Genomic DNA, 23,785 nt, shown 5'->3' with positions numbered 1-23,785 from the left:
GAATCATGACTGACACGCCAAAACGCCGCCTGCGCAGCGAGCAATGGTTCAATGACCCTGCCCACGCTGACATGACAGCCCTGTATGTCGAACGCTACATGAACTACGGGATGACCCGCGAGGAGCTGCAATCGGGACGCCCGATCATCGGCATCGCCCAGACCGGCAGCGACCTGACCCCCTGCAACCGTCATCACCTGGAACTGGCCCAACGGGTCAAGGCCGGTATCCGTGACGCCGGTGGCATTCCCATGGAGTTCCCGGTGCACCCGATCGCCGAACAGTCGCGTCGGCCTACCGCCGCTCTGGACCGCAACCTGGCGTACCTGGGGCTGGTGGAGATTCTTCACGGTTACCCGTTGGACGGCGTGGTGCTCACCACCGGTTGCGACAAGACCACCCCGGCCTGCCTGATGGCGGCGGCGACCACCGACCTGCCGGCGATTGTCCTGTCCGGCGGACCGATGCTCGACGGCCACCACAAGGGCGAGCTGATCGGCTCCGGCACTGTGCTCTGGCATGCGCGCAACCTGATGGCCGCCGGCGAGATCGACTACGAAGGCTTCATGGAAATGACCACTGCGGCATCGCCATCGGTGGGCCACTGCAACACCATGGGCACCGCCCTGTCGATGAACGCCCTGGCCGAAGCCCTGGGCATGTCGCTGCCTGGTTGCGCGAGCATTCCGGCACCCTATCGCGAACGCGGGCAGATGGCCTATGCCACCGGCAAGCGCATCTGCGAACTGGTGCTGCAAGACGTCCGCCCGTCACAGATCATGACCCGCCAGGCTTTCGAGAACGCCATCGCCGTCGCCTCGGCCCTGGGCGCTTCGAGCAACTGCCCGCCGCACCTGATTGCCATCGCCCGGCACATGGGCGTCGAGCTGAGCCTGGATGACTGGCAACGGATCGGCGAGGACGTGCCGCTGCTGGTCAATTGCATGCCGGCGGGCAAGTACCTGGGTGAAGGTTTCCATCGGGCCGGCGGCGTGCCCGCGGTGATGCATGAATTGCGAAAAGCCGGACGCCTGCATGAAGACTGCGCCACGGTCAGCGGCAAGACCATCGGCGAAATCGTGCGCAGCAGCCTGACCAGCAACGCCGATGTAATCTACCCCTTCGACACCCCGCTCAAACACCGAGCCGGGTTCATTGTGCTCAGCGGCAATTTCTTCGACAGCGCGATCATGAAGATGTCGGTGGTGGGCGAGGCGTTTCGCAAGACCTACCTGTCCGAGCCCGGCGCAGAAAACAGTTTCGAAGCCAGGGCCATCGTGTTCGAAGGACCGGAGGATTATCACGCCCGGATCGACGACCCGGCGCTGGACATCGACGAGCGCTGCATCCTGGTAATCCGCGGCGTTGGCACCGTGGGTTACCCCGGCAGCGCCGAAGTGGTGAACATGGCCCCTCCGGCATCGCTGATCAAACAAGGCATCGACTCCCTGCCTTGCCTGGGCGACGGCCGCCAGAGCGGCACATCGGCAAGCCCATCGATCCTCAATATGTCCCCTGAAGCGGCCGTGGGTGGCGGCCTGGCGTTGCTGAAAACCAATGACCGGCTGAAAGTGGACCTGAACACGCGCACCGTGAACCTGCTGATCGACGATGCCGAGATGGCCCGACGCCGACTCGAGTGGACGCCGAACATCCCACCTTCGCAAACGCCCTGGCAGGAGCTGTACCGGCAACTGGTGGGGCAACTGTCCACGGGGGGCTGCCTGGAGCCGGCCACGTTGCATCTGCGCGTGATCGCCCGTAGCGGCGAGCCGCGTCATTCGCACTGAGCCAAGGCTGCCGATTGTTCACGCATGTTGAATGCTGATGACAATCCAGAGGGATTTATTCCATGGACCTAAAGGGGAAAGATGCGCGCCAGGGGGCGTTGTCCCTACCGCATCTTTCCTACACCCACGGAGTCGATCCATGCCATTCGCCAACTACAAATTCCCCGAAGGAATCCTGGACCACGCCCGCAAAGAAGAAATCATCCATCGCACCACCGAGATGTTCGTCGAGTACTTCGGCGAAGGGGTCCGCCCGTTCACCATGGTCCTTGTCGAAGAGGTCGCAGACGGCGGATGGGGACGCGCCGATGAAACGCTGACGCTAGCGAAAATGGGCCTGCCCGCCAAAGGACAATAGCGCCTTCGGAGTATTCGCAGAGGTATCGACCCTCGCCTCGCGTCGGGGGTCGTATCGAACTCATGCGCCGGCGCTTCAAGCCACCCTGCCAGGGATTCCCCATGACAACTCAAGACTTATCGTCGCTGCGCCACGCGCAGGCCACCGTGACTGCACGGGTCGCCAGCTTCGAACCCTATTTGTACGCCTTGCTGCGGATTATCTTCGCCGTGGTCCTGTTGACCCACGGTTTACCAAAGGCTCTGCGCAGCTCTCACGGCTCGATGGCAGATCCAATGGCCGCCTCGATCAACCTTATCCAGAACGTGATGGGGCTGCCTTTCGCTGCACAGCTTGCCTTTCTGGTCATGCTTCTGGAGACGGTCGGTGCAATCATGCTGGCGATGGGGTTGGGTACGCGACTCGTCGCCCTGCTGATCGCCATTCAAATGCTTGCAATCAGCTATGCGCTGGGACCGACATGGCCTTGGATAGACCGAGGCATTGAGTTTCCGGTACTGATGGGCTTTCTCGCCCTCTACATCGTCGCGCGCGGCGGCGGAGCCTATTCATTGGACTCGCGCCAGCGGTAGACGCCGATGATGGCGGCCCCGGTGTCAGCTTGCAGCATCGTGCGCAGTCGCCGCCACTGCCTGGAGGCCACCTAGGGCATAGCTCATCATGTGGTCTATCAAGCCCTGCGGCTCGAGACTCAACCCCTGCAGTACATGCTGCTTTAGCGGCTGATGGGCTATAAGCAAGAAAAGACAGGGTGCGAAGACGCTGATGGCGCTGCGCAACGTTGTCGGGTGATCCGCCGGCAAGTTCATGATTTGTCCAAGCAAGCCACGCAGGATGTGTGCCTTGGGAAACGATTGCTCCTTGAGCACCACCTCAAACTCGGGAGAAGGCGAAAGCACTTCGCGCGTGAGCACTTTCAGCGCCCAGCCATCGGGATGATTGTGCAGGCGCTCGACCAGCACGGTAATGAGCGCACGCAACTTGTCCTGCGGTGAACCTGGCCGCTCGTTAAGCGAAACCAGCGTTTCCAGTTGCACCAACCGAGCATGGGCTTCGAGCAACACTGCGCGATACAGGCCCTCTTTATTCACGAAGTGATAGTTCACCGCCGCACTGTTGGCTTGCGAACGTTCACAAATCTGCTTGCTGGTGGTGTTGGCCAACCCCTGCTCGGCAAACAGTTCACCGGCCTTTTCCAGAATCTGCAGCCGCGTTGCCTGCCCATCGAGCCGCGAAGCACGAGGCAGGGAAGGCTTGCCAATGGCATTGTCCATGAGCTCCTCTCTTTATAGTTCTAATTCAAATTTGACTTTTTATTTCAGCCTACCTATTTTGGTCCCGTCATTGTCCCTTTACAACACCGCGTGAGGACTTCGCAGCCGATGCCGCGGCTTCTCACGCACTATCAAGGAAATATCGTCATGGAAGCGCGCGTAATGACACCTTTCACCTACTTCTCATTGCCAATGCAGAAGCAGTTCCTGGCCAATCAACAGGCCATTCAAGGCAAACCCTACGCCGAATTTTTCCGCTCGAAGATCAGCGTGCCGCTCAGTGCTGTCGAAAAAATACAGCAAGGCCCCATGCCGCTGGCTGACACCTTGACGCCCAGTATTGAAGACCTCAACCGCATGCTCGCTGCTGATTTCATTAGCGAAGAGGCAGGCTACGCCTTGCTGCCAGGGCCAATGGCTTATGTGCAAAGCCGCAAGTTTTTCCCCAACTGCACAGCTGAAATGCTCAAGTGGTGGTTCATGTGGCATCCATTGGAGGCTGAACGCTACACCTTGTGGTTTCCTTATGCCCATGTGGAAAACCCCTGCGTTCATCACGAGCGTCTCAGCGACACTACCTTGAGCTTTGAGGAAAGCTTGTATGGGAATACCTTTTGCGCCTCTGAGTACGTCGGCGACCGTCTCATGCACCTGCACATTCATTTCAGGGATCCCTGCGAGCTGGGCTTCTGTCCGGATCTGTATCGCGAATCCAAGATAGATGGCAGCGTCAGCGCCTTGATGAGCCTGGCCCACGAACCACAAGTGCCTGTGTCGTTGATGGCGCACTTGTTCAAGGAATGCCCGGAAGGTTTGTATCTGACGAGCCGTTACTGGGTCGGCAGCCACCCTGCCATGCAGCGTTTTCCAGGCGCCGAGCGAGCCGCCCAGCTCCTGGAAGAAAGCGGCCTGGGGGAAGTGGAGTTGGAAACCCTGGCTTATGAATTTGCAGTGCATGACATGTGTGAGTTCAACCACCTGGCCAGCATCCTGCCGAGCCTTCATGCGCAATTCAGTGGCGCAAAGTAAGGACAACCCCACCCGATAATCAGGCTTCGGCGGCGCCCTGAACCGCTGCCGAAGTCGGGCGCAATACCCCGTTCAGCAGAAGTGTCGTGAACTCATTGATATCCGCTTCCACCTCCAACTGCTCAGTCAACAGCCGGTACCAGCAGAACCCAAAGATCATGTCCAAAAGCAGTTCACGCGACGTATCCTTGGGTAACTCGCCTTGCTGAATGGCATTTTCCACCAGCTTGCGAGGCAACTCCCTACGCCGCTCCATGAATTCATCTTTCAGTTTTGGCAGCGTACTGGGATCGAGCTGGGCCTCAGCGATGACGCACCGAAAAGCCTCCCCGCAAATCGTTTCTCGCCAGACCTTCCATAGATTGAGCAGCAAGAAATTGAGGTTCTCCTTGAAGGAGCCTTTATCAGGCTCTTTGCGAATCTGCTCGCTTTCACTCTCGTAGACCTCGGCGATCAAGGCTGCCTTGTTACCCCACCACCGATAGATGGTCGGTTTACTTGCGCCGGCACGGCGAGCCACCGCCTCGATGCTCAACCCCGAATAACCGCACTCCTTAAGGGTTTCTATGGCGGAAATAATGATCGCTTTGTGCGTGTGAGGGCTCCTCAATGAGCCAATGGAGCTCCGAGATGGTTTACGGGCCATAATTCAAAATCTCCAATATGGCGCTTGACAAAAGAGACTCAGGGTATAGGATTCTCTCGAAAAGCAATGAAACGGATCGTTTCGTTTTGTATGTTTATTTGATCTCAGCTTCTGCTTAGCAGCGGGCCTCTGGAGTGCTTATTGCCTCTATGTAAGGAAATCGGAGAAGGAATTCATAAATTTTTAACGCGACCTTAACGATACGGCACGTTTCGTATCATACATAATAATTGGACGAGAATAAACCCATTGTTCACATGCTGACCGGTAGGTTCTGCTTGGTGAACCTGCCGATTTACGGGCATATGACCGCCAGTATCGCTTTGCGGGTACCAATAGATAGTTTCTAAATATTTCATGCGCTTGTCACGGCCCCGGCCAACAGGTGAAAGAACGGAATCTGGAGGATGTACACATGAATAAGGTAGGAATAGTGAGCTATGGCTCGGGTATCCCGGTCTGCCGGCTCAAGGTGGACGACGTGATCCAGGTGTGGAAAAACACCGATCTGAGCTTGGTAAAGGACCAATTGGGCGTTATTGAAAGGGCCGTCCTGCAACCCGACGAGGATGTCATAACCTTGGGTGTCCTCGCCGCCCAACGCGCGCTGGACAAGGCACCACCTTGTTCCCTTGAAGCGCTTTATCTTGGCACCTGCACCAATCCTTACGACTCCCGGGCCTCGGCCGCAATCATCCTGGAAATGCTCGGCTGCGGCTATGACGCCTTTTGCGCAGACGTGCAGTTTGCCGGCAAATCAGGCACCAGCGCCCTCCAGATCGCGTACGCCTTGGTAGCGTCGGGCATGGCGGGCAACGCTTTGGCGGTGGGCGCCGATACGATCAACCGCAACACCGCCCCCGGTGACTTGACGGAGTCCTATGCCGGAGCCGGAGCCGCGGCCTTGCTGTTGGGGACAGAAAATGTGATCGCGCATTTTGACGCAAGTTTTTCTTGCGCGGCGGATGTCGCTGACAACATCAGGCCTCAAGGGGACCGCTACATCCGCTCGGGAATGGGATTGGGCTCGGACAAGAACAGTATCGGCCTCGAGGACCAGACTCGCCGCGCCGCCTCGGGATTGATGGCCAAGATCCATGCGCAAGCCGATGATTTCGATTACGTCGTCTTCCAACAAAACCTGGTATCGACCCCCTACTCTCTCGGCAAGCACCTGGGATTCACCAAGGCCCAAATCGAACCTGGCATCTATGCCCAGAGTGTCGGCGATGCTGGAGCCGCGAGTCCTTTGTTGGGCTTGGTCAACGTACTCGATCAAGCGCGTCCTGGCGAAAGAATCCTGTTGGTTTCCTATGGATTTGGTGCAGGCAGCGATGCCATTGCCCTGACCGTCACCGATGCCATCGAAGCCTATCAAAAAACCAACGTTCCGCTGCGCACGCTGCTGGAGGATAAGTACTACGTGGATTACGGGACGTCGATCAAGTACGAGTTCAAATACTTGCGGCCCGACTATGCCCTGACGGCCTATCTCTGATTCCAATCATCCAGCAAGGAGCACCTTTTTATGTGCGCACGACGCGTTGCTATCGTTTCGGCTGCCTATACCCCTAAACCTGGCAGTTCCAGAGTTCGCCAGACTTTCAAGGAGATGATCGTCGAGTCCGCCTACCAGGCACTCAACGCCATCAAGATGCACCCTCGCGAACTCCAGGCAGTTGCCTACGGGTACCACGGTGAAGGCATTTCTGAATACGGAGGCCTGGGCCCCACCATCTCCGATGCCTTGGGGATCAGCCCTGCCCCCACGTTCATGAGTACGGCCAACTGCACCAGCAGTTCGGTGTCTTTCCAGATGGCTCACCAAATGGTCGCCTCAGGTGAATACGACATCGTTCTGTGTGGCGGCTTTGAAAAAATGACCGACCACTTCAACTACGCCGAGTACATCGGCTCCAGCACTGAATGTGAATACGATTATTTTCTAGGCATCTCTCACACAGACGCCTTCGCCCTGGCGACCGCCGAATATTTTGAAAAGTACGGCTATGCAGGACGCGAAGCGGATGTATTGGCTACCTTTGGGCGGCAGATGCGCATTTATGCCCATAACACTCCCACGGCTACCCGTTATGGCGTGCCGATCCCGTCCCTCGAAACACTCAAAAATAGCGAAGCATGCGGCTCCATGCTGGCCTGGGGTGAAGCCAGCGGATGCGCCATCCTGGTTGCCGAACACCTTGTGCACCGTTACACGACCCAACCGGTATTTGTCCGTGGCTGTGCCTACACCGGTGTATCGCACTATTTCGGCACGCGCTATCACAACCCGACGCTGCAATTTCCGGGGCTGCCAAAAGATGTCGGCATGGCGGTTTCCGCCAACTCGCTGGCCTGCGCCGAAATCGCCTACAAAAAAGCCGGTATCACCGCAAAGGATATCGATGTGGCGCAAGTCTACGACTTGCTGGGCGCCGGGTTGATTCAAATGGAGTCCATGGGCGTATGTGGTCCAGGCCAGGCAGGCGACTTTGTATTGGAAGGCGGCATAGCCCTTGATGGGCAACTTCCCCTGAACACTGATGGCGGCAACATCGGACGCGGCCACGCTTCCGGTTGCGATGGGATTTTGCACATTACTGAATTGTTCCGGCAGCTCCGCGGCGAGTCCAACAACCAAGTCAAAGGCGCCCGTATTGGTGTCTCGCAAAACCTGGGCGGTTACGCCGCGCACAACAGCGTCATTGTGCTTTCCAACGATTAAGGAGCCGACCATGTCCCTTTACCCTGAACAAATTCACCGCATGACCACCGCCAGCATGTTGCGCGAATGGCGCGAACACGGCGGTAAATACCGCCTCGAAGGCAGCCGGTGCCAGGATTGCGAAGAAATCTTCTTCCCTCGGCGCACAGTTTGCGGCGCGTGCAACTCGTTGAACGTAGAACCGTATCGCTGCGCACGCACCGGCACTATCCAAGTCAGCGCCCATGCCGAGAACCCCATACTTGCGGCCATGGGCTATGGCGAAACCGTGCCTCGCTACATGGCGATGGTGCGTCTGGATGACGGTCTGGTGATTGCCTCGGAAATAGTTGACGTCATCGATCCCCGGCAAGTTGTCAGCGGTGCGCCCGTACGCATGGTCATTCGAAAACATGTCCGGGAAAGCAACTTGGCTTGGCAATATGCCTATAAGTTTGTATTGGTGAAATAACAAACTTAGACGTCCGCCATACCCGCGTTATCGATAACAACAGTCAAGTTTTTGGCCTCCAAGCCCGTTGCTTTGATTCTGTTTTTCAGAGTCCAGCTTTGCTGTCATTGCCTTAAACATGTTTCTAAATTTATTGGCTTTTAGCCGAGGACTTGTCATGTCTACTCTTTGCAAACCCAGTCTGCTGTTCCCGCAATACAAGATCACCCAGCAACAAATGATCGAGCATCTAGAGCAGTTGCATGATGATCACCCGAGAATGGCTCTTGCCAAACGCATGATTCAAAACACACAGGTGAACGAGCGACACTTGGTCCTGCCCATCGATGAACTGGCAGTGCATACCGGCTTCACCCATCGCAGCATCGTTTATGAGCGCGAGGCCCGCCGCATGTCATCCATCGCGGCGCGCCAAGCCATCGAGAATGCCGGGCTGACCACAGACGACATTCGAATGGTCGCTGTGACATCGTGCACGGGTTTCATGATGCCTTCGCTGACGGCCCACTTGATCAACGACCTGGGCCTGCGAACGTCGACCGTACAACTGCCTATCGCTCAATTGGGATGCGTGGCAGGCGCTGCGGCGATCAATCGAGCCAATGACTTCGCCAGTCTCGCGCCGGACAACCATGTGCTCATCGTCTCCCTGGAGTTCTCGTCGCTCTGCTATCAACCCCAGGACACCAAGTTGCACGCGTTCATCTCAGCGGCATTATTCGGCGATGCCGTATCGGCCTGCGTAATGCGAGCCGACGACCAGGCGCCTGGTTTCAAGATCGCCAAGACGGGGTCTTACTTCCTGCCTGACAGCGAGCACTACATTAAATACGACGTCAAAGACAGTGGCTTTCACTTTACCCTGGACAAGGCGGTCATGAACTCCATTAAAGATGTCGCGCCCATGATGGAGGAATTGAACTACGAGACCTTCAATCAACATTGCGCTCAAAATGACTTTTTCATCTTCCATACCGGCGGACGGAAAATTCTTGATGAACTGGTCCTGCAACTGGACTTGGAACCCGGCAGGGTCGCGCAATCCCGCGACAGTTTGAGCGAAGCCGGGAACATCGCCAGCGTGGTGGTCTTCGATGTGCTCAAGCGCCAGTTCGACAGCGGGCCTGTCGATGGCGCGACTGGCATGTTGGCGGCCTTCGGCCCGGGTTTCACCGCTGAAATGGCCGTGGGCAAGTGGGTCGCCTGACAGACCGGATAACGCACCAGCACCCAGCCAGGGGCACCTGCCCCTGGCTACAGGCGTATTGATCGCAGGCGTTCACCTCGTTCAAGAGAGCTTCGAAAGCGCTAGGGAAAGAAGGGGAAAGAACATGGAGATGAAGTATCTGGTCGCTCGACCTTGGGGCGGCTATGAAAGACGCATGATCACGCTTTTGTCGCTGAGCTTCGGGCTGGTAGGGCTGGACAGGTTCATCATCATGCCGCTGTTCCCGGTGATCATGCGTGACTTGGCCCTGGACTATCAGGACTTGAGCATGCTGTCGGCCATCCTGGCATTCGCATGGGGAGGCTCGGCCCTGTTCATGGGTGCCGCCATCAGGGTATTGGGCACCAAGAAGTTGCTGGTGCTGTCGATCACCCTGTTATCCCTCCTGGCCGGTGCGTCCGCATTGATCACCAGCCTGGTGGGCCTGGTGCTCTTGCGTGCCTTGATGGGCGTCTGTGAAGGTGCATTCACCCCAGTCAGTATCATAGTTACCGATGAAGTCTCGCAGCCCTGTCGGCGCGGACTCAATCTGGGTATTCAACAAGCATTGTTCCCCATCATCGGCCTGTGCCTCGGACCGCTGCTGGCCGGCGTCTTGCTTGAAGTGTTCGGATCCTGGCGTGCCGTGTTCGCCATCATTTCGTTACCCGGCCTGTTAGTGGCCTGGTATCTCTATAAAACTTACCAACCAACCCGGGCGCCCAGCACGGCATCGATTGCACACACCTCCAGAAGCCAGTGGAGGACGGCCCTGTCCAGCGGCAATGTGCGGCTCAATATTGCCTTGATGCTTTGCATCCTGACGTGCCAGTTCGTGCTGTGTGCCCTGCTCCCCAGCTACCTGACAGACATTCTGCACCTGAGCAATTTCTCCATGGCCATGATCATTTCCGCCATTGGCCTGGGTGGTTTCTTTGGCCAACTGGTCATTCCCGGCTTGTCCGACCAATTGGGTCGCAAGCCCGTGGTTTCCATCTGCTTCATGATCAGCGCACTGTTAGTGGGCTTATTGATCATCAGCCCTCCACTGCCCTGGCTCCTGTTTCTTCAATTATTTTTCTTGTCCTTCATCAACTTCAGCCTGATCTGCATAACGGTCGGCCCGCTGACCAGCGAATCAGTACCGCCCAGTTTATTGGCCACCGCGACAGGGCTAGTGGTGGGCTGCGGAGAGATTCTGGGCGGAGGCGTCGCGCCTGTCGTCGCCGGCTACATCGCCATGACGTGGGGCCTCACCGCAATCCTGTTCCTGGCACTGGCCGGAAGTTTGACCGGTGGTTTGCTGTCCTTGTGGCTCAAAGAGGCCAACCCGCTCTTCAACGGGCTCAAGGACTATGCCCCCCTATCCGCACGCTTGACCCTGGAGGATAAGTAATGACCCATTATGTGATGTTGCTGGACTCTCCAGTGCCGCAAGGAGGCCTTGGTGTCTTTGACTTCAAATCCGGTCAAAGTCGGGAAGTGCGTCCTCCCCAGGGAAATCTTTATGAAGCCCTGGCCCATTGTGCTGAGCGAAATATGGACTGGGAGTCCTATCTAAATGGCCTGCCGTCCACGCCCTACCCGCTTACGCCAGCGGCGGTGAAATACCGACCGCCGCTAAAGCCCGATAACAATCTATTGGTCCAGATCAGCGAAATCACCCTCTGTACCGCCAAGACAGAACAGGCCTGGTACTACAAAGGCAACGGTCGACTGCTCAAGACCGACGGCGACCCCTTGCAGGTTCCTTATCATTCACAAAGCATCAGTAGCGAGCCGTGCATTGTCTGTCTTTACTGGGTCGACCAGTTTGGCGCGCTGCGCTTCATTGGTTTTACCTTGGGCAACGATATTCACGATCATGTATTGCACAGCCGTGACGCCATTTCTTCAACCCATGCCCACTTGCGTACCTGTGCGATTGCCCCGGCCTTGATCGTGGGGGAATTGCAGGCTGATCTGGCCATCAACGTCCAGATAGAACGCGATGGCCAACCCTTGACGGCAAGTCACCATCGGATGAGCTTGCATCGTTGGCAAAGTTTGCGTCGATACTCCCAAGAGTTCCTGGAGAAACACGAGCAGTTTCTCGAGCCCGGACTGGTTCACTACGTGTTTCACAGCTTGAGCCATCGCACTGCGAATGTGCCGCTCCAACACGGTGACTGGCTCAGCATCGACTGCCCCGAGCTGGAGTTGGCCATGAACAATCAAATCGTCGAAGAGGAGCTGGTTTCGCTGGTTCCATTGCCTGCGCGACGTACACCTGACCACGGCTGTTTTGACCTGCCCCTGCCCGTGCCTAAGAAGTTCTGATCGACCTCTATGAGCATGAATTGGGTCAGTTCACCATCGTGCAGCGTCGAACGATGCAGCCGCAGACAGACCACATCCCGATCGACGATATCGTTTGAGCAAACCCGGGCCTTTCACCAAAGGCCCGGGACGCTGGGATCTACGCCACCTTGAAGCGACTGACCAACTGTTGCTGGTACTCGGCCAGGCGCGCCAGTTCCTGGCTGGTGATTGCTGTCTGCTCGGCACCGGCACTCACCTGGATCACCAGGTCATTGATCTCGTTCACGTTGCGATTGATGTCTTCGGACACCGCGCTCTGCTCCTCCGCCGCGGAAGCAATCTGAATGTTCCGATCGCTGATCCTCGCTACGCCTTCGGCGATCTCCACCAACAACGCCTCCAACACCCCCTAGCGCAAGGGTGCATAGAAAACTGCCCCACTGTGGTTTCGTCCCGCTCCAGGGGATCTCCCAAGAAGCCCCCCTTAGATGGGAGCAGTCGGTAAAATTGGCAGTACGACACGCGCGTCACTTTGACCGCTCTCAGCTAACGCTCTGGCTACGAAGCCATCCCTCACAAGACGGCAAATAAAATTCTCGATGTATTCGGCAGCCATTTTCCGTGCCTTCGGAACAGCCATCGCCTGGCGAATTTCCGTGAAGTTATCTGCCAGCACTCTTACTCCTGGAGTGGAACGGGCGAAGCGTTCCAATGGCTGTCGAACCCCTGCCGCCGCCTCCAGTTCCTGCTCAAGAAACAGATCAACCGCGCTCGCGGAGGTGTCTGCCCTGACGAGTTCAGAGTGCTGCAAGGTGCGTGAGAGATACAGGTCATACGCGGCACCACGGCCCACGGAAATCCTGTGGCCCTGGCCATCCAGGTCCGCGGCTTTTTGGAATGAACTATCCATGCGTACGAGGTAGGTTCCATCGATACTCACATAAGGACTTGAGAAAGCGATCTTCTCTGCACGCACCGGCTCTATAGCCAAAAAAGCCAAATCCCAGAGTTCGTCCTCCAACGCAGCAAATACTTTTCCGGCAGCATCATATGGCGTCAGCCTGGCAACGAGGCCCAACTCGTTCGCCAATGCATTGGCGAGCGCAACGGAGCCCCCCCCCAGGTTGCCGGTGGTTTCATCACGTTGAGCCAGGACAGGATTGCCTAAGTTGATGGCTACCCGCAGTTCACCGCTGGGGGCTAAATCACCACGTACAGCCGCAATATCTAAAATCATGACTATTCACCTCTAAGGCTCTGGCTGTCAGGTCGTTTTGAAAATCATGCAAACCGGGCTACCGGTTTTGATCACCTGGCCATTTGCAGTCAGGTCACCGGTATTTATGTCGACGTCGAAAGCGACGACATTGTCAGTTTCCTCGTTGGCAACAAACAGGCGAGCGCCATCCGGGGTCAGATTCATGAAGCGCGGCTTTCGACCTTGCGAAGGAGTGTGCCCTAGGGCCACAAACTCACCACTTTCACTGATCAGGAAGGTGGCCACACTATCGTGCCCCCGGTTCGATACGTACAGATGCCTGCCTGAGGGTGCCAGGACAATTGCCGCTGCACGACTATTGCCCGTAAACGTCCGTGGCAAGGTGGAAAGTATTTCCTTCGGCGTGAGCGTTCCGTGATCTGCCTCGTAGGCGTAGCCCGTGACACTGCTGTCGAGTTCATTAACGACATAGGCATGACGAGCGTCAGCAGCGAAGACAATATGGCGCGGTCCTGCGCCCTCTCTCGTCTTGATCAAGCTGACCTGAGTCGCCTCAAGTTTCGCGTTATTGTTTCGGACGCGGTACACGAAGATCCCATCGAGCCCCTTGTCAGGAATGACCACGTACCGCCCTGACGGATCGAAAGGAATCATGTGGGGGTGGCTGCCGCCCTGTTCGACCTTATGGGGGCCAGCTTCACCCGAAAGCGATTCGGCGTGGGACAAGTCACCCAGGCTGCCATCCTCTCGGATAGGGAATAAGGCGAAGCTGCCTGTCGCGTAATTAGCGACAGCCAGGAATTTATTGGTGGGGTCAACACTGAGATGAACAGGATTCTTACCTTGTGTGCCGACGGTATTGAGCTTGGTCAGAACACCCGATTTTGAATCGATTGCGAAAGAGCTGACCTCACTCTGATCGCCATGAACGCAGTAGAGATGGTTCTGAGAGTTGTCGAAGGCTAGAAACGACGGATTCACCAACTCATCCAGCGTTTGAACCAACACACAGGCTCCACTTTCCGGGTCGTAACGATAAACCGTTATGCCCACGCCACGTGCATTTCGCTCCTTGGTTGTCCTGGATCCAACGTATGCAAACCGAGGAGTCTGAGCGGCTTTATTGCCCGCCATTTTGTTTTCATCACTCGAGGAAGCAGCGCTTGCAGGAATGTTGAACAAGCCTGCCACGATCCCTCCTGCCGCGATGGCAGACAACTGAGCGAATCGACGGCGATACATCAGATGACCTGAGAGTTCGGAAGCATTCATGAGAGATATCTCTTTTGTTTTTATTATCGAATTCAAATGTGTGATGCCGAGCAAAACTCGGCATCCACAGTGGCAAATCAGATGACTTCGGGGATACGCACCCAGCCTTCCATCAATCGACGAGCGCTACGGCTCATGACAGCTTTTTCAACCACCCAGACACCGTCCTCCAAGACCGTTTTGGCACCCACGGCGACACTGCCTGCGGTGTGGCCCATGCGTACCTGGCGATCACCGATATCACCGACAATGCGATTGACGAGCGTGCCTTCGAGCGCCGCCGCAACAGCGACAGCCACGGCACCGGTACCAGTGATCGCGTGATGAAGCTTGCCCATCGAGAGAATCCGAGCAATCACGTCAATGTCAGCGGGCTTAACCTGTTTGCCGCCCGCTGCTGGATAGGCTTGAGGCTGGGCAATCATGCAAAGCTTCGGCGTGTGGGGACGCACTCGCGTGGCTTCTTCTGCCGTTTCAGCCAGCCCCATGGCTACCGTGCAATGCGCACGAATGGTCTCAAGCCGTGCAAGCAGCTCAGCATTACCGTTTACCTGGTCTTGAGTTTCGGTACCTTTAAGACCCACCTTATCTGCATCGATAAAGATGGTCGGGTTACCCGCATTGAGCAGGGTCACTGGCAGATGACCGAGGCCTGGAATGTCCAATTCGTCGATGGCATTCCCAGTTGGAAGAATGCTGCCATCTGAACCACCCGGGTTGAGGAACTCCAGGACAACTTCGGCAGCAGGAAAAGCTACGCCATCGAGTACGAAATCCCCTTCTTCCTGGACCTCGCCATTACGCATTGGAACGTGGGCGATGATTCGCCTCTGGATATTGGCCTGCCATATGCGGACAACTGCCACGCCATCGCGAGGTGCATCCACCAGCCCCTCGGAGATGGCATATGGGCCGACCGCCGAGCTCAAGTTGCCGCAGTTGCCCGACCAGTCAATGACAGGCGTCTCGATAGCCGGAGCACCGAACAGGTAATCCACATCGCAGTCTTCCCGTGTGGATTTGCCGATGACCACAACCTTGCTGGTGCTGGAGGTTGCGCCCCCCATACCGTCTATCTGTTTGCCGTAGACATCGGGGCTCCCAATGACACGAAGCAGGATCGCATCACGCTCGGCGCCTGCCGGTGGCAGGCTTTCGTCAAGAAAGAACACGCCCTTGCTTGAACCGCCACGCATGTAAACGGCAGGAATACGTCTTTGGGTCATTTCAAATTTACTCCAACGGATCAGCGTTGCATCAGTTAACGGGGGCGCTCTTCATGCTTTCGATCAGAAGCTGTGGCAGCAGACCGCCGCTGCGGAAGTAGCGAACGTCTTCGAAGGTATCCAGACGACTCACGACCGTGACGCGCTCTTTCTCACCGTTCTCACGCTCGATCACCAGCGTGATTCTGGCGCCCGGTTGGAAGTCTTCTGTGATGCCCTCGACGCTGAATGTCTCGCGTCCGTTCAAGCCCAGACTCTGGCGAGAAACACCTGCCTCAAACTGCAGCGGAAGAATGCCGAGGCCAGCCAGGTTGGTGCGGTGAATACGTTCGAAGCTTTCGGCTACGACCACACGAACACCCAGCAGACGAGGGCCTTTTGCGGCCCAGTCGCGCGAGGAGCCACTTCCGTACTCCTTGCCGGCAACGACGATCAGCGATTGCTTACGTTGTGCGTAGATCTCGGCGGCCTGGAAAATCGTGGTGACTTCTTTCTCGGGCAGAAGCAACGTCCATGGGCCTTCACGGCCATCTTCAAGCAGTTCATTCTTCAGGCGAGGGCTTGCGAAGGTTGCACGCTGCGCCGCTTCATGGTTGCCACGGCGCGTACCATAGGAGTTGAAGTCCGGCACTGCGATGCCATGGGATTGCAGGTATTGACCCGCATCACTTTCTGGAAGAATCGCGCCGGACGGCGAGATGTGATCGGTAGTGACGTTGTCCGAGAGCATGGCCAACACACGCATGTTGCTGAGGTCTTTGGTGGTGTCTGTCGCACTCAGCGCATCGCTCCAGTACGGCGGTTTGCGGATGTAGGTACTGCTCGCTTGCCAAGCATATTGATCACTGACGCCGGCGCGCAGATCGCTGGCAATCAAGCCGGCTTCACGCGGAACATCTTCGTAGGCCTTGTCGAACAAATCCGCAGTCAGATTATCTGCTTCGATTTGAGCCAACTCCTCATCGCTTGGCCACAACTCGTGGAGATAAACCGGCACACCATCGTCGTCGAGGCCCAATGCATCTTTTTCCGGGTCGATCAGGTATGTACCCGCAATAGCGTAAGCAACGATCAGCGGCGGCGACATGATGAAGACTTCCCGTGCCAGCGGGTGAACACGGCCTTCAAAGTTACGGTTGCCGGAAGTAACGGCTACGGTTTCCAGCTTGCGGGCACGAATTTCGTCTTCGATTTCGGTGCTCAGCAACGGGCCGGACATACCATTGCAAGTGGTGCAACCGTACCCAACCAGGTTGAAACCCAAGGCGTCCAGGTCTTCATTCAGTCCGGAACGCTCAAGATAATCAGAGACCACCATGGAGCCTGGAGCAAACGAGGTTTTCACCCACGCAGCTCTCTTCAATCCACGCTTGCGTGCATTTCGCGCAACCAGGCCAGCTGCAATAACGCCGCGAGGGTTGGAAGTGTTTGTGCAACTGGTGATAGCGGCAAGCACCACTGAGCCATTATCCAGACAGCCAGGAAGATGGTCGGCAGGCGATTTCTGTCCCAACACAATGCGTTGGTGGGGTTGCTTCGGCCCGGCAATAGAGCGTGCAACAGAGCTCAAATCAAGTGTCACGACACGGTTGTATTCAGCATTGCCAAGGCTGTCATGCCAAAGGCCTTGTGCACGTGCATACGCTTGCGTCAGGTCCGAAATCTGACCACCACGTCCTGTCATACGCATGTATTGCAGGGTACGGTCATCGATGGCGAACATTGCCGCTGTTGCACCAAATTCCGGCGCCATGTTCGACAAGGTTCCACGATCCGCCAGCGACAACTGCGGTACGCCCGGGCCGAAGAACTCCAAGAACGAACCGATCACACCGACTTTGCGCAGTTGCTCAGTCAGGGCCAAAGCGATGTCTGTCGCCAAATAGCCCTGCGGCAAAGTGCCCTCCAGCCGTACGCCAACGATTTCCGGCAAGCGCAGCATGAGCGATTTGCCCAGCATTGCAGCTTCAGCCTCGATACCGCCGACACCCCAACCCAGCACGCCGATGGCGTTGATCATGGTGGTGTGGCTGTCGGTGCCTACCAGGGTATCGGGAAAAGCCCACAACTCATCGCCCCGGCGCTGAGTACCGACAACGGTGGTGAGACGCTCAAGGTTGATTTGGTGAAGGATGCCTTTGCCCGACGGAATAATCGAAAGGTTGCTGAATGCCTTATTGCACCAGTCCAGGAACTGGAAGCGCTCGGCATTGCGTTCACGCTCGATGGCCTCGTTGTCAGCGAGTGCGCTGGCATCACCCCAGCGCTCGACGTTAAGCGAGTGATCCACCACCAGGTGAGTTGGCGTCACTGGGTTTACCAAACGTGGGTTGCCGCCTTTTGCGGCGACGGCATCACGCAAACCAGCGAGATCGACCAATGCCGGCGTACCGAGCAGATCCTGAAGCACAACCCGAGCCGGACGGAATGGGATATCGAAGTTTTTGGAGCGGGCACAAATCACTTTCAGTGCGGCCTCGGGATCAGCCTCACCACGCAAAACGTTTTCGGCAAGGATTCGCAAGCTGTAAGGCAGCTTCGCGTAATCGCCGCCCAGGTCAGTGACAACTCCACGGATATCACTGACACGGTACTCGATTCCGCTTGCGGTAACGGTTCGACCCTTTGACATAGGCATTGGCTAATCCTCACTGGCTGCACGGGCAATGTTTTTGTGAGGGTAATATTGCACTTTGTCATGATATAGGTCAATGTTGAATCGTCCGATTCATCTCACCCACGTGACCGGACAGACCCAACCAACGATTTCTACTGTGCACACTCGCTCCTGCGCCGTAGCACCCGGTCAGGCACGGTAGAAAAAATAAACATAAGAAAATCGAGGCCCACCATGATCAAGCTCACATGCCCCAGCGACACCTTCACTCCCATTTGTATCGAGCCAGTCTCGATCTGAAAGCCATGGCGCTATCCCGGCCACATGGCTGACGAGAGCCACATACGTCTAGAAAAATGGGAGTTCGACCGTGCTAACAGTCCTTGGCTTTTCAATGGTCATCTGTTTCATGTACCTGATCATGACGAAGCGCCTTTCCGCGCTCATCGCATTGATCTTGATACCGATCATTTTCGCGTTGATTGGAGGCCACTACGCAGGTCTCGGCGCCATGATGCTCGACGGCGTCAAAACGCTTGCACCAACCGGCGTGATGCTGACCTTCTCGATTCTCTACTTCGGCATCATGATTGACGCAGGGCTGTTTGACGGCCTTGTGCGCTTCATCCTGAAAGTGGTGAAAGGCGACCCTCTTAAGGTCTCGGTGGGAACAGCCATTCTGACGATGCTTGTATCGCTCGATGGTGATAGTTCGACTACGTACATGATCGCCTGTGCTGCCTTCTTGCCGCTGTACCAGCGACTGGGAATGAGCGTATTGGGCATGACATGCCTGGTGAACATTGCCAGCGGCATCATGAATATTTCTCCGTGGGGTGGCCCGACCGCCCGCGCCGCTGCGGCACTGCACGTGGACGCGATGGAGATTTTCCTGCCAATGATTCCAGGCATGCTGCTAGGCGCTGCATGCCTGATCTTGACCGCTGTAGTCATTGGTCGCAAAGAGCGCACGCGCCTTGGCATCCTTCACCTGGATGACTTCCATCATGGTTCCATGTCGCTGGGTAACGGTTCAGCAGAAGAATGCGATGAAAATCGTCGTCCGAAGATGTTCTGGCCAAACCTGATCCTGACGCTAGGCCTGATCGCGTGCTTGATCATTGGTGCCATGCCAATCCAGATCTTGTTCATGGTCGGCTTCGCTATCGCCATCATGCTCAACTATCCAAACATCGAGCAGCAAAAAGCTCGCATTGCCGCTCACGCAATGAACGTGTTGGCAGTTACAGCTGTCATTTTCGCGGCAGGCATTTTCACCGGGATCCTTTCCGGAACCGGCATGGTGGACTCCATGGCCAAGAGCTTGCTGCATGTAATTCCACCAAGCTTCGGCCCGTTCCTGGCTGTATTCACCGCCCTCGTCAGCATGCCGTTTACATTCTTCATGTCGAACGACGCGTTCTACTTCGGCATTCTGCCGGTGATTGCGCAAACCGCAGTTCAATACGGGATAACCCCACTGGAAATCGCACGTGCTTCGGTGGTCGGTCAGCCTGTGCACCTGCTCAGTCCACTGGTCCCATCACTCTACCTGCTCGTTGCGTTGGCCAAGGTAGATCTCGGAGATCATCAACGCTTCGCTCTTAAATGGGCCATTTTTGCGAGCTTCGGCCTATTGGTAGGCGGCCTTCTGTTTGGTGCGTTCCCGTTTTATCAAGTGCGCTAAAACAGGCTTTCAAGCTGTCGAAGTCACGGCAGAGGCAAAAAACCGACCTCTGCCGTTAAGCTTATCGACGCGCTAGAATGGTGATTCCATGGTCAGCTCTATTCGGTTCTCGATCTAATGCCTCTAAGCCCTCTGCAAGCACGCATTGCGCGTGACATTGTTTCTCACGTGCGTCGTGAGCGCTTCGATATAGGACACCACCTGGTCGAGTCACAGTTGGCCACAACGCTCAATGTTTCACGTACACCGGTCAAGTTTGCCATGGCCCATCTGGTCGAAAAGGGCATGCTCATCTACGATCGCAACCGTGGCTTTTTTCTAGCCCGCTCCAGCGACGAATTAGGCGATCTCGTCTCGGAAGTCATGGAGAACAGTGACGACCCGCTTTACCTGAAATTTGCCGAACTACGTCTTAGCCGACAGCTCCCAGAGCTGTTCACCGAGATTGAGTTCATGCGTCGGTTTGATGTGTCTCGGGCAGCGCTAAGAGCGGTTCTCTCACGCATCCAGCAGGAAGGATGGATTGAACAACGTGCGGGTCAAGGATGGCGGCTTCTGCCCATGATTGACTCTGTGGAGGCGTATGAGGAAAGCTATTCGTTCCGCGCCACCATCGAACCGGCAGGCCTGCTCTCACCCACCTTCCAGATCGACCGGGAGATGCTTGCCAGCTGCCGCAAGCAGCAGGAGTTCATTGCCAACGGCGGTTACCTGACCATGACTGCTCAAGAGCTGTTCGAGGCGAACTCACTGTTTCACGAAACCCTCGCCGCCTGTTCCGGCAATCGTTTCCTTCAACAAACTGTGCGGCGCATCGACCAATTACGTCGGCTGGTGGAGTACCGTCAAGCCAGTACACGGGCCCCGCGCAAAGGCCAGGCGGAGGAGCATCTCACTATCCTCGACTGCCTGGAACGCGGGGATCGATTGGCGGCAGCAGACCAAATGCGCAAGCATCTGGAGCAGGCCCGACGTAAAAAAGTAGATCCCGCGCTGTTCGAATAGGCTTCCCTCCTCCCTCATTCATCCCAAGCGCGGCCTGACAGGCCGTGTTCGCTTTCCCCTGCCTGGACTTTGCCAATCGACCGCATCCAGCTAGTCGTCGGATCAGTCAATCATAAAGCCCACAAATTGATTTATATCTACATAAAGCTCATTTTATGATTCAAACAACACAAGCATTGGCTAACGTGTCTGCCTGACAGTGGTCACGCAACCTCACCGTCGGATAGGGGAAGCGTACCGGGCTGTGAAACGCGCCTGGGCATGAAGGTCTCGGGCATCACCAGCAACAGGCCGAAGGCCAGCGCGGCAATCGCCGCCAGGGTCAGGAACGCGGCGCTGTAGCCGGCCCCTTGCACGACAAAACCGGCCAAGCTGTTACTCAACGCCGCGCCGAACCCGAACACCGTCGAGAGCACCCCGAGGCTGACGTTGAAACGTCCGGTGCCCTGGGTCAGGTCCTTCACCACCAGGGGAAACAATGCGCCAAACAAACCGGCACCGATACCATCGAGCAACTGCACCGCCACCAACCAATAAGGATCATCCGAGAGCACGTACAACACACCTCGGATGGGCAGGATCAGGAAGCCGGCCAGCAACAACGGCTTGCGTCCCCAGGCATCGGCCTTGACGCCGACCAGCCACGCCATGGGCACCATGACCAGCTGCGCGGCGACGATACAGGCCGACGTCAGCGGCGTGGCCAGGTGTGCATTGGCCTGGGCGAGCTTCTGGCTGACCAGCGGGAGCATCGCCGCATTCGCCAGATGGAACAGCCCGCAGCAAATGGCGAACAACAGCAGCGTGCGGTTGTCCAGCAACACGCGCAGCGCCGAGGGTGCCTGCCCCTGTACTGACTGACCGACTTCCAGGCCCCGGGCCACATCATGGTCGATGGCCTCGGCGGACACGCAACTGACCGCTACGATGCTGGCCAGTGCCATCGCGGCCATCAGGTAGAACACCGCGATAGGACCGAACAACCAGGCGAACCCACCCGCCAGCAGCGCCGCGCAGGCATTGCCCGCGTGGTTGAATGTTTCGTTGCGCCCAGTACGCCGCGTAAAGGCCCTGGCGCCAGTGATGCCCAGGGAAATCGCCGCAATTGCCGGCGCGAAGACCGACGCCGCCACGGCGCCGAGCGCCTGGGTCAACGCCACCAGGCCGAAGGAAGAAGTGAACGGTAGCACCAGGCAACCCAGCGTCACCAACAAGGCCGCCACGGCCACCACGGCGCGCTTGCTGCGCACCCGGTCGATCAGCGCTCCGGCGGGCGCCTGGGCAACGAGGCCGGCCATCGCCGCCACGGTCATCACCACGCCAATGCTGGCCGGGTCCCAGCGATGCACCGCCAGGAGGTAGATCGCCAGGTACGGACCCAACCCATCACGCACATCCGCGAGGAAGAAGTTCAGGCCATCCAGGGAAAGGTTGTTGCGTCGGTCCAGGTTTCGATCCACAGCGGCCTCGATGAGGGTTTTGCCCAAAGTTGATTGACGCCATGATGTCGCAAAGAATCGAACCGAACCACCGTGACGAACCCGAGGCCACTGAGGAAACCGTGGCCAGGGATTGCTCCCGCTGGGTCGCGAAGCGGCCCCAAACCTGCCGAACGCGTAAACAGACATACCGCACCCACCGGTTCACGGCTGCTTCGCAGCCGAGCGGGAGCAAGCTCCCTCGCCACAGGTCCATCGTTTTTCTTAGGTAAACTACATCACCTACCAAAGCGCGATATCGTAGGTGAAGTAGATCCGGTTGCTGTCACGACCTCGTGAATAATCCGAGCGATAGACGTAGTTGCGCAACTTCACCCCCAGCCCCTTGAACGTACCCTGCTGCACCACGTAGGCAATCTCTGCGTCACGCTCCCACTCTTTGACCGTGGTGTTGGACTTGCCGTCATTACCGCTCAGGTAGCGGGTGGAAAACGTCAGGCCGGGCACACCGAGGCGAGCGAAGTCATAGCCGTAACCGAGCATCCAGGTCTTCTCGTCTTCCTCGATGAACTTGCCGATCCCGACGTTGCTGAAGGAGTACACCGTGGCACCGCTGATATAAGGCAGACCTGCCTCGCCACTGAGGGTCTGGTAGCCAGCACTCAACGTGTGGCCGACAACGGCGTAGGACAGCGATCCGCTGAGCATGTCGTTGTCGATCTTGCCGCCGTAGGCCGACCCCGAATCGACGCTGTTGAAGTAGCGCAGGTCGCTGGTCAACACCCCGGCGCCCAGGGGCAGATCATGCTGGATGCCAACAAAGTTCTGTCGATAGAAATTCTCCAGCTCGCCATAGAAGTAACTCAGGCGGATGTTCTTGCCCAGCTTGTAGTCGGCGCCGGCATAGCTGAAGTCACCGGACTTATCGCCACCATAGCCGTCGGGCACGATAGGCATGCTGTCGCTCGAATCCCGCAGCTTGAAACGCTCCAGATGCCCGCCGGTGACAGTGAGGTTGTCGATGTCACTGCTGGTGATCTGGGTGCCCTGGTAAGTCTGGGGCAACAGTCGCGCATCGTTGTAGACCAGCACCGGGGTCTTGGGCAGCAAGGTGCCGTATTTGAGCGTGGTCTTGGCCAGCCTGGCCTTGGCGGTCATGCCCGCGCTGGCAAACTCGTCGGCGGCGCGGCCGTCGTCATGCACCGGTAGCAGGCCGGTACCGCTGCGGCCACGCCCGGAGTCCAGCTTGACCCCGAGCAGGCCCAGGGCATCGACCCCAAAGCCAATGGTGCCCGGCGTAAAGCCCGACTGGTAATCCAGCAGGAAGCCTTGCGCCCATTCGGTGCGCTCACTCTTGGCGGTCCTCGCCGCCCGTACACTCATCCCGTGCTCGTCGCGAAAATTTTCGTTGAAGTAGACGTTGCGCAATTGCAGCTTGAGCTTGCTGTCCTCGATAAAGCCTTCGGCGCTGGCCGTGGCCAGGGGCAACAGCCCAAGGATTGGAAACAAAGCCCCGCGGGTAAGCAAAGTGGTCATTCG

General features: G+C 57.1%; 20 protein-coding genes and 1 pseudogene. 12 read left to right on the top strand and 9 right to left on the bottom strand.

The window, feature by feature from the left end:
• Window positions 1–5 precede the first annotated feature (5 nt).
• The 3 genes from GN234_RS00545 to GN234_RS00535 all read left to right on the top strand — a co-directional run bounded on the left by GN234_RS00545 (window position 6) and on the right by GN234_RS00535 (window position 2,720).
• Window positions 6–1,790: an IlvD/Edd family dehydratase gene (locus GN234_RS00545; RefSeq protein WP_163858145.1), complete on the top strand. Its 1,785-nt coding sequence runs from the start codon at window positions 6–8 to the stop codon at window positions 1,788–1,790.
• A gap of 139 nt (window positions 1,791–1,929) precedes the next feature.
• On the top strand, window positions 1,930–2,148 hold the full coding sequence (locus GN234_RS00540) for a tautomerase family protein (RefSeq protein WP_003200762.1): 219 nt from the start codon (window positions 1,930–1,932) through the stop codon (window positions 2,146–2,148).
• Between the two features lie 101 nt (window positions 2,149–2,249).
• Window positions 2,250–2,720, top strand: a complete 471-nt coding sequence (locus GN234_RS00535; RefSeq protein ID WP_109753231.1) for a DoxX family protein — start codon at window positions 2,250–2,252, stop codon at window positions 2,718–2,720.
• Between the two features lie 24 nt (window positions 2,721–2,744).
• On the opposite strand, the gene GN234_RS00530 is transcribed toward GN234_RS00535, so the two are convergent.
• On the bottom strand, window positions 2,745–3,422 hold the full coding sequence (locus GN234_RS00530) for a TetR/AcrR family transcriptional regulator (protein WP_109753232.1): 678 nt from the start codon (window positions 3,420–3,422) through the stop codon (window positions 2,745–2,747).
• 147 nt (window positions 3,423–3,569) lie between these two features.
• On the opposite strand from GN234_RS00530, the gene phlG reads away from it, so the two are divergent.
• A complete protein-coding gene (phlG, locus tag GN234_RS00525; RefSeq protein WP_163858143.1) occupies window positions 3,570–4,451 on the top strand; it encodes a 2,4-diacetylphloroglucinol hydrolase in 882 nt (293 codons plus the stop codon).
• A gap of 19 nt (window positions 4,452–4,470) precedes the next feature.
• Here the strand turns inward: phlG and GN234_RS00520 are convergent, their stop codons facing one another.
• Window positions 4,471–5,097: a TetR/AcrR family transcriptional regulator gene (locus tag GN234_RS00520; RefSeq protein WP_109753234.1), complete on the bottom strand. Its 627-nt coding sequence runs from the start codon at window positions 5,095–5,097 to the stop codon at window positions 4,471–4,473.
• A gap of 415 nt (window positions 5,098–5,512) precedes the next feature.
• On the opposite strand from GN234_RS00520, the gene GN234_RS00515 reads away from it, so the two are divergent.
• The 6 genes from GN234_RS00515 to GN234_RS00490 all read left to right on the top strand — a co-directional run bounded on the left by GN234_RS00515 (window position 5,513) and on the right by GN234_RS00490 (window position 11,799).
• A complete protein-coding gene (locus GN234_RS00515; RefSeq protein ID WP_176687611.1) occupies window positions 5,513–6,595 on the top strand; it encodes a hydroxymethylglutaryl-CoA synthase in 1,083 nt (360 codons plus the stop codon).
• A gap of 30 nt (window positions 6,596–6,625) precedes the next feature.
• Window positions 6,626–7,822: a thiolase family protein gene (locus GN234_RS00510; protein WP_109753236.1), complete on the top strand. Its 1,197-nt coding sequence runs from the start codon at window positions 6,626–6,628 to the stop codon at window positions 7,820–7,822.
• Window positions 7,823–7,832: 10 nt separating this feature from the next.
• Entirely contained in the window at window positions 7,833–8,273 is a 441-nt protein-coding gene (locus GN234_RS00505) for a Zn-ribbon domain-containing OB-fold protein (RefSeq protein ID WP_109753237.1), read from the top strand.
• 157 nt (window positions 8,274–8,430) lie between these two features.
• Window positions 8,431–9,480 (top strand): type III polyketide synthase, encoded by a 1,050-nt coding sequence (locus tag GN234_RS00500; protein ID WP_109753238.1) that lies wholly within the window; start codon window positions 8,431–8,433, stop codon window positions 9,478–9,480.
• Window positions 9,481–9,610: 130 nt separating this feature from the next.
• Window positions 9,611–10,876 (top strand): MFS transporter, encoded by a 1,266-nt coding sequence (locus tag GN234_RS00495; protein WP_176689535.1) that lies wholly within the window; start codon window positions 9,611–9,613, stop codon window positions 10,874–10,876.
• Between the two features lie 14 nt (window positions 10,877–10,890).
• Entirely contained in the window at window positions 10,891–11,799 is a 909-nt protein-coding gene (locus GN234_RS00490) for a fumarylacetoacetate hydrolase (protein ID WP_233459508.1), read from the top strand.
• 139 nt (window positions 11,800–11,938) lie between these two features.
• Here GN234_RS00490 and GN234_RS00485 read toward each other — a convergent pair.
• From GN234_RS00485 to GN234_RS00465, 5 genes and pseudogenes are all read right to left on the bottom strand, one after another.
• Window positions 11,939–12,175: pseudogene (locus GN234_RS00485) on the bottom strand (chemotaxis protein); the annotation flags it as partial.
• Between the two features lie 90 nt (window positions 12,176–12,265).
• The gene (locus GN234_RS00480) at window positions 12,266–13,018 is read right to left on the bottom strand and encodes a transporter substrate-binding domain-containing protein (protein WP_176687610.1); all 753 of its coding nucleotides are present in this window, start codon (window positions 13,016–13,018) and stop codon (window positions 12,266–12,268) included.
• A gap of 27 nt (window positions 13,019–13,045) precedes the next feature.
• On the bottom strand, window positions 13,046–14,272 hold the full coding sequence (locus GN234_RS00475; protein WP_233459507.1) for a lactonase family protein: 1,227 nt from the start codon (window positions 14,270–14,272) through the stop codon (window positions 13,046–13,048).
• A 77-nt stretch (window positions 14,273–14,349) separates the two neighbouring features.
• Window positions 14,350–15,498, bottom strand: coding sequence for a 2-methylaconitate cis-trans isomerase PrpF (prpF, locus tag GN234_RS00470; RefSeq protein WP_176687609.1), 1,149 nt, complete (start codon window positions 15,496–15,498; stop codon window positions 14,350–14,352).
• Between the two features lie 31 nt (window positions 15,499–15,529).
• A complete protein-coding gene (locus GN234_RS00465; RefSeq protein ID WP_176687608.1) occupies window positions 15,530–18,136 on the bottom strand; it encodes an aconitate hydratase in 2,607 nt (868 codons plus the stop codon).
• Between the two features lie 349 nt (window positions 18,137–18,485).
• Between GN234_RS00465 and GN234_RS00460 the strand changes: the two genes are divergently transcribed.
• Both GN234_RS00460 and GN234_RS00455 read left to right on the top strand, forming a co-directional pair.
• Window positions 18,486–19,802 (top strand): CitMHS family transporter, encoded by a 1,317-nt coding sequence (locus GN234_RS00460; protein WP_176687607.1) that lies wholly within the window; start codon window positions 18,486–18,488, stop codon window positions 19,800–19,802.
• A 117-nt stretch (window positions 19,803–19,919) separates the two neighbouring features.
• On the top strand, window positions 19,920–20,807 hold the full coding sequence (locus GN234_RS00455) for a GntR family transcriptional regulator (protein ID WP_176687606.1): 888 nt from the start codon (window positions 19,920–19,922) through the stop codon (window positions 20,805–20,807).
• A gap of 203 nt (window positions 20,808–21,010) precedes the next feature.
• Here GN234_RS00455 and GN234_RS00450 read toward each other — a convergent pair whose 3' ends face one another.
• Together GN234_RS00450 and GN234_RS00445 are read right to left on the bottom strand one after the other, a co-directional pair.
• Window positions 21,011–22,267, bottom strand: coding sequence for an MFS transporter (locus GN234_RS00450; protein ID WP_176687605.1), 1,257 nt, complete (start codon window positions 22,265–22,267; stop codon window positions 21,011–21,013).
• A gap of 261 nt (window positions 22,268–22,528) precedes the next feature.
• Window positions 22,529–23,782: an OprD family porin gene (locus tag GN234_RS00445; protein WP_176687604.1), complete on the bottom strand. Its 1,254-nt coding sequence runs from the start codon at window positions 23,780–23,782 to the stop codon at window positions 22,529–22,531.
• Window positions 23,783–23,785 lie beyond the last annotated feature (3 nt).

This window comes from Pseudomonas bijieensis (assembly GCF_013347965.1).
In the GTDB taxonomy this organism is placed as follows: Bacteria; Pseudomonadota; Gammaproteobacteria; order Pseudomonadales; family Pseudomonadaceae; genus Aquipseudomonas; species Aquipseudomonas bijieensis.
Note: the sequence above shows the minus strand (reverse complement) of the source record. Positions and strands in the feature narration are given on the sequence as shown.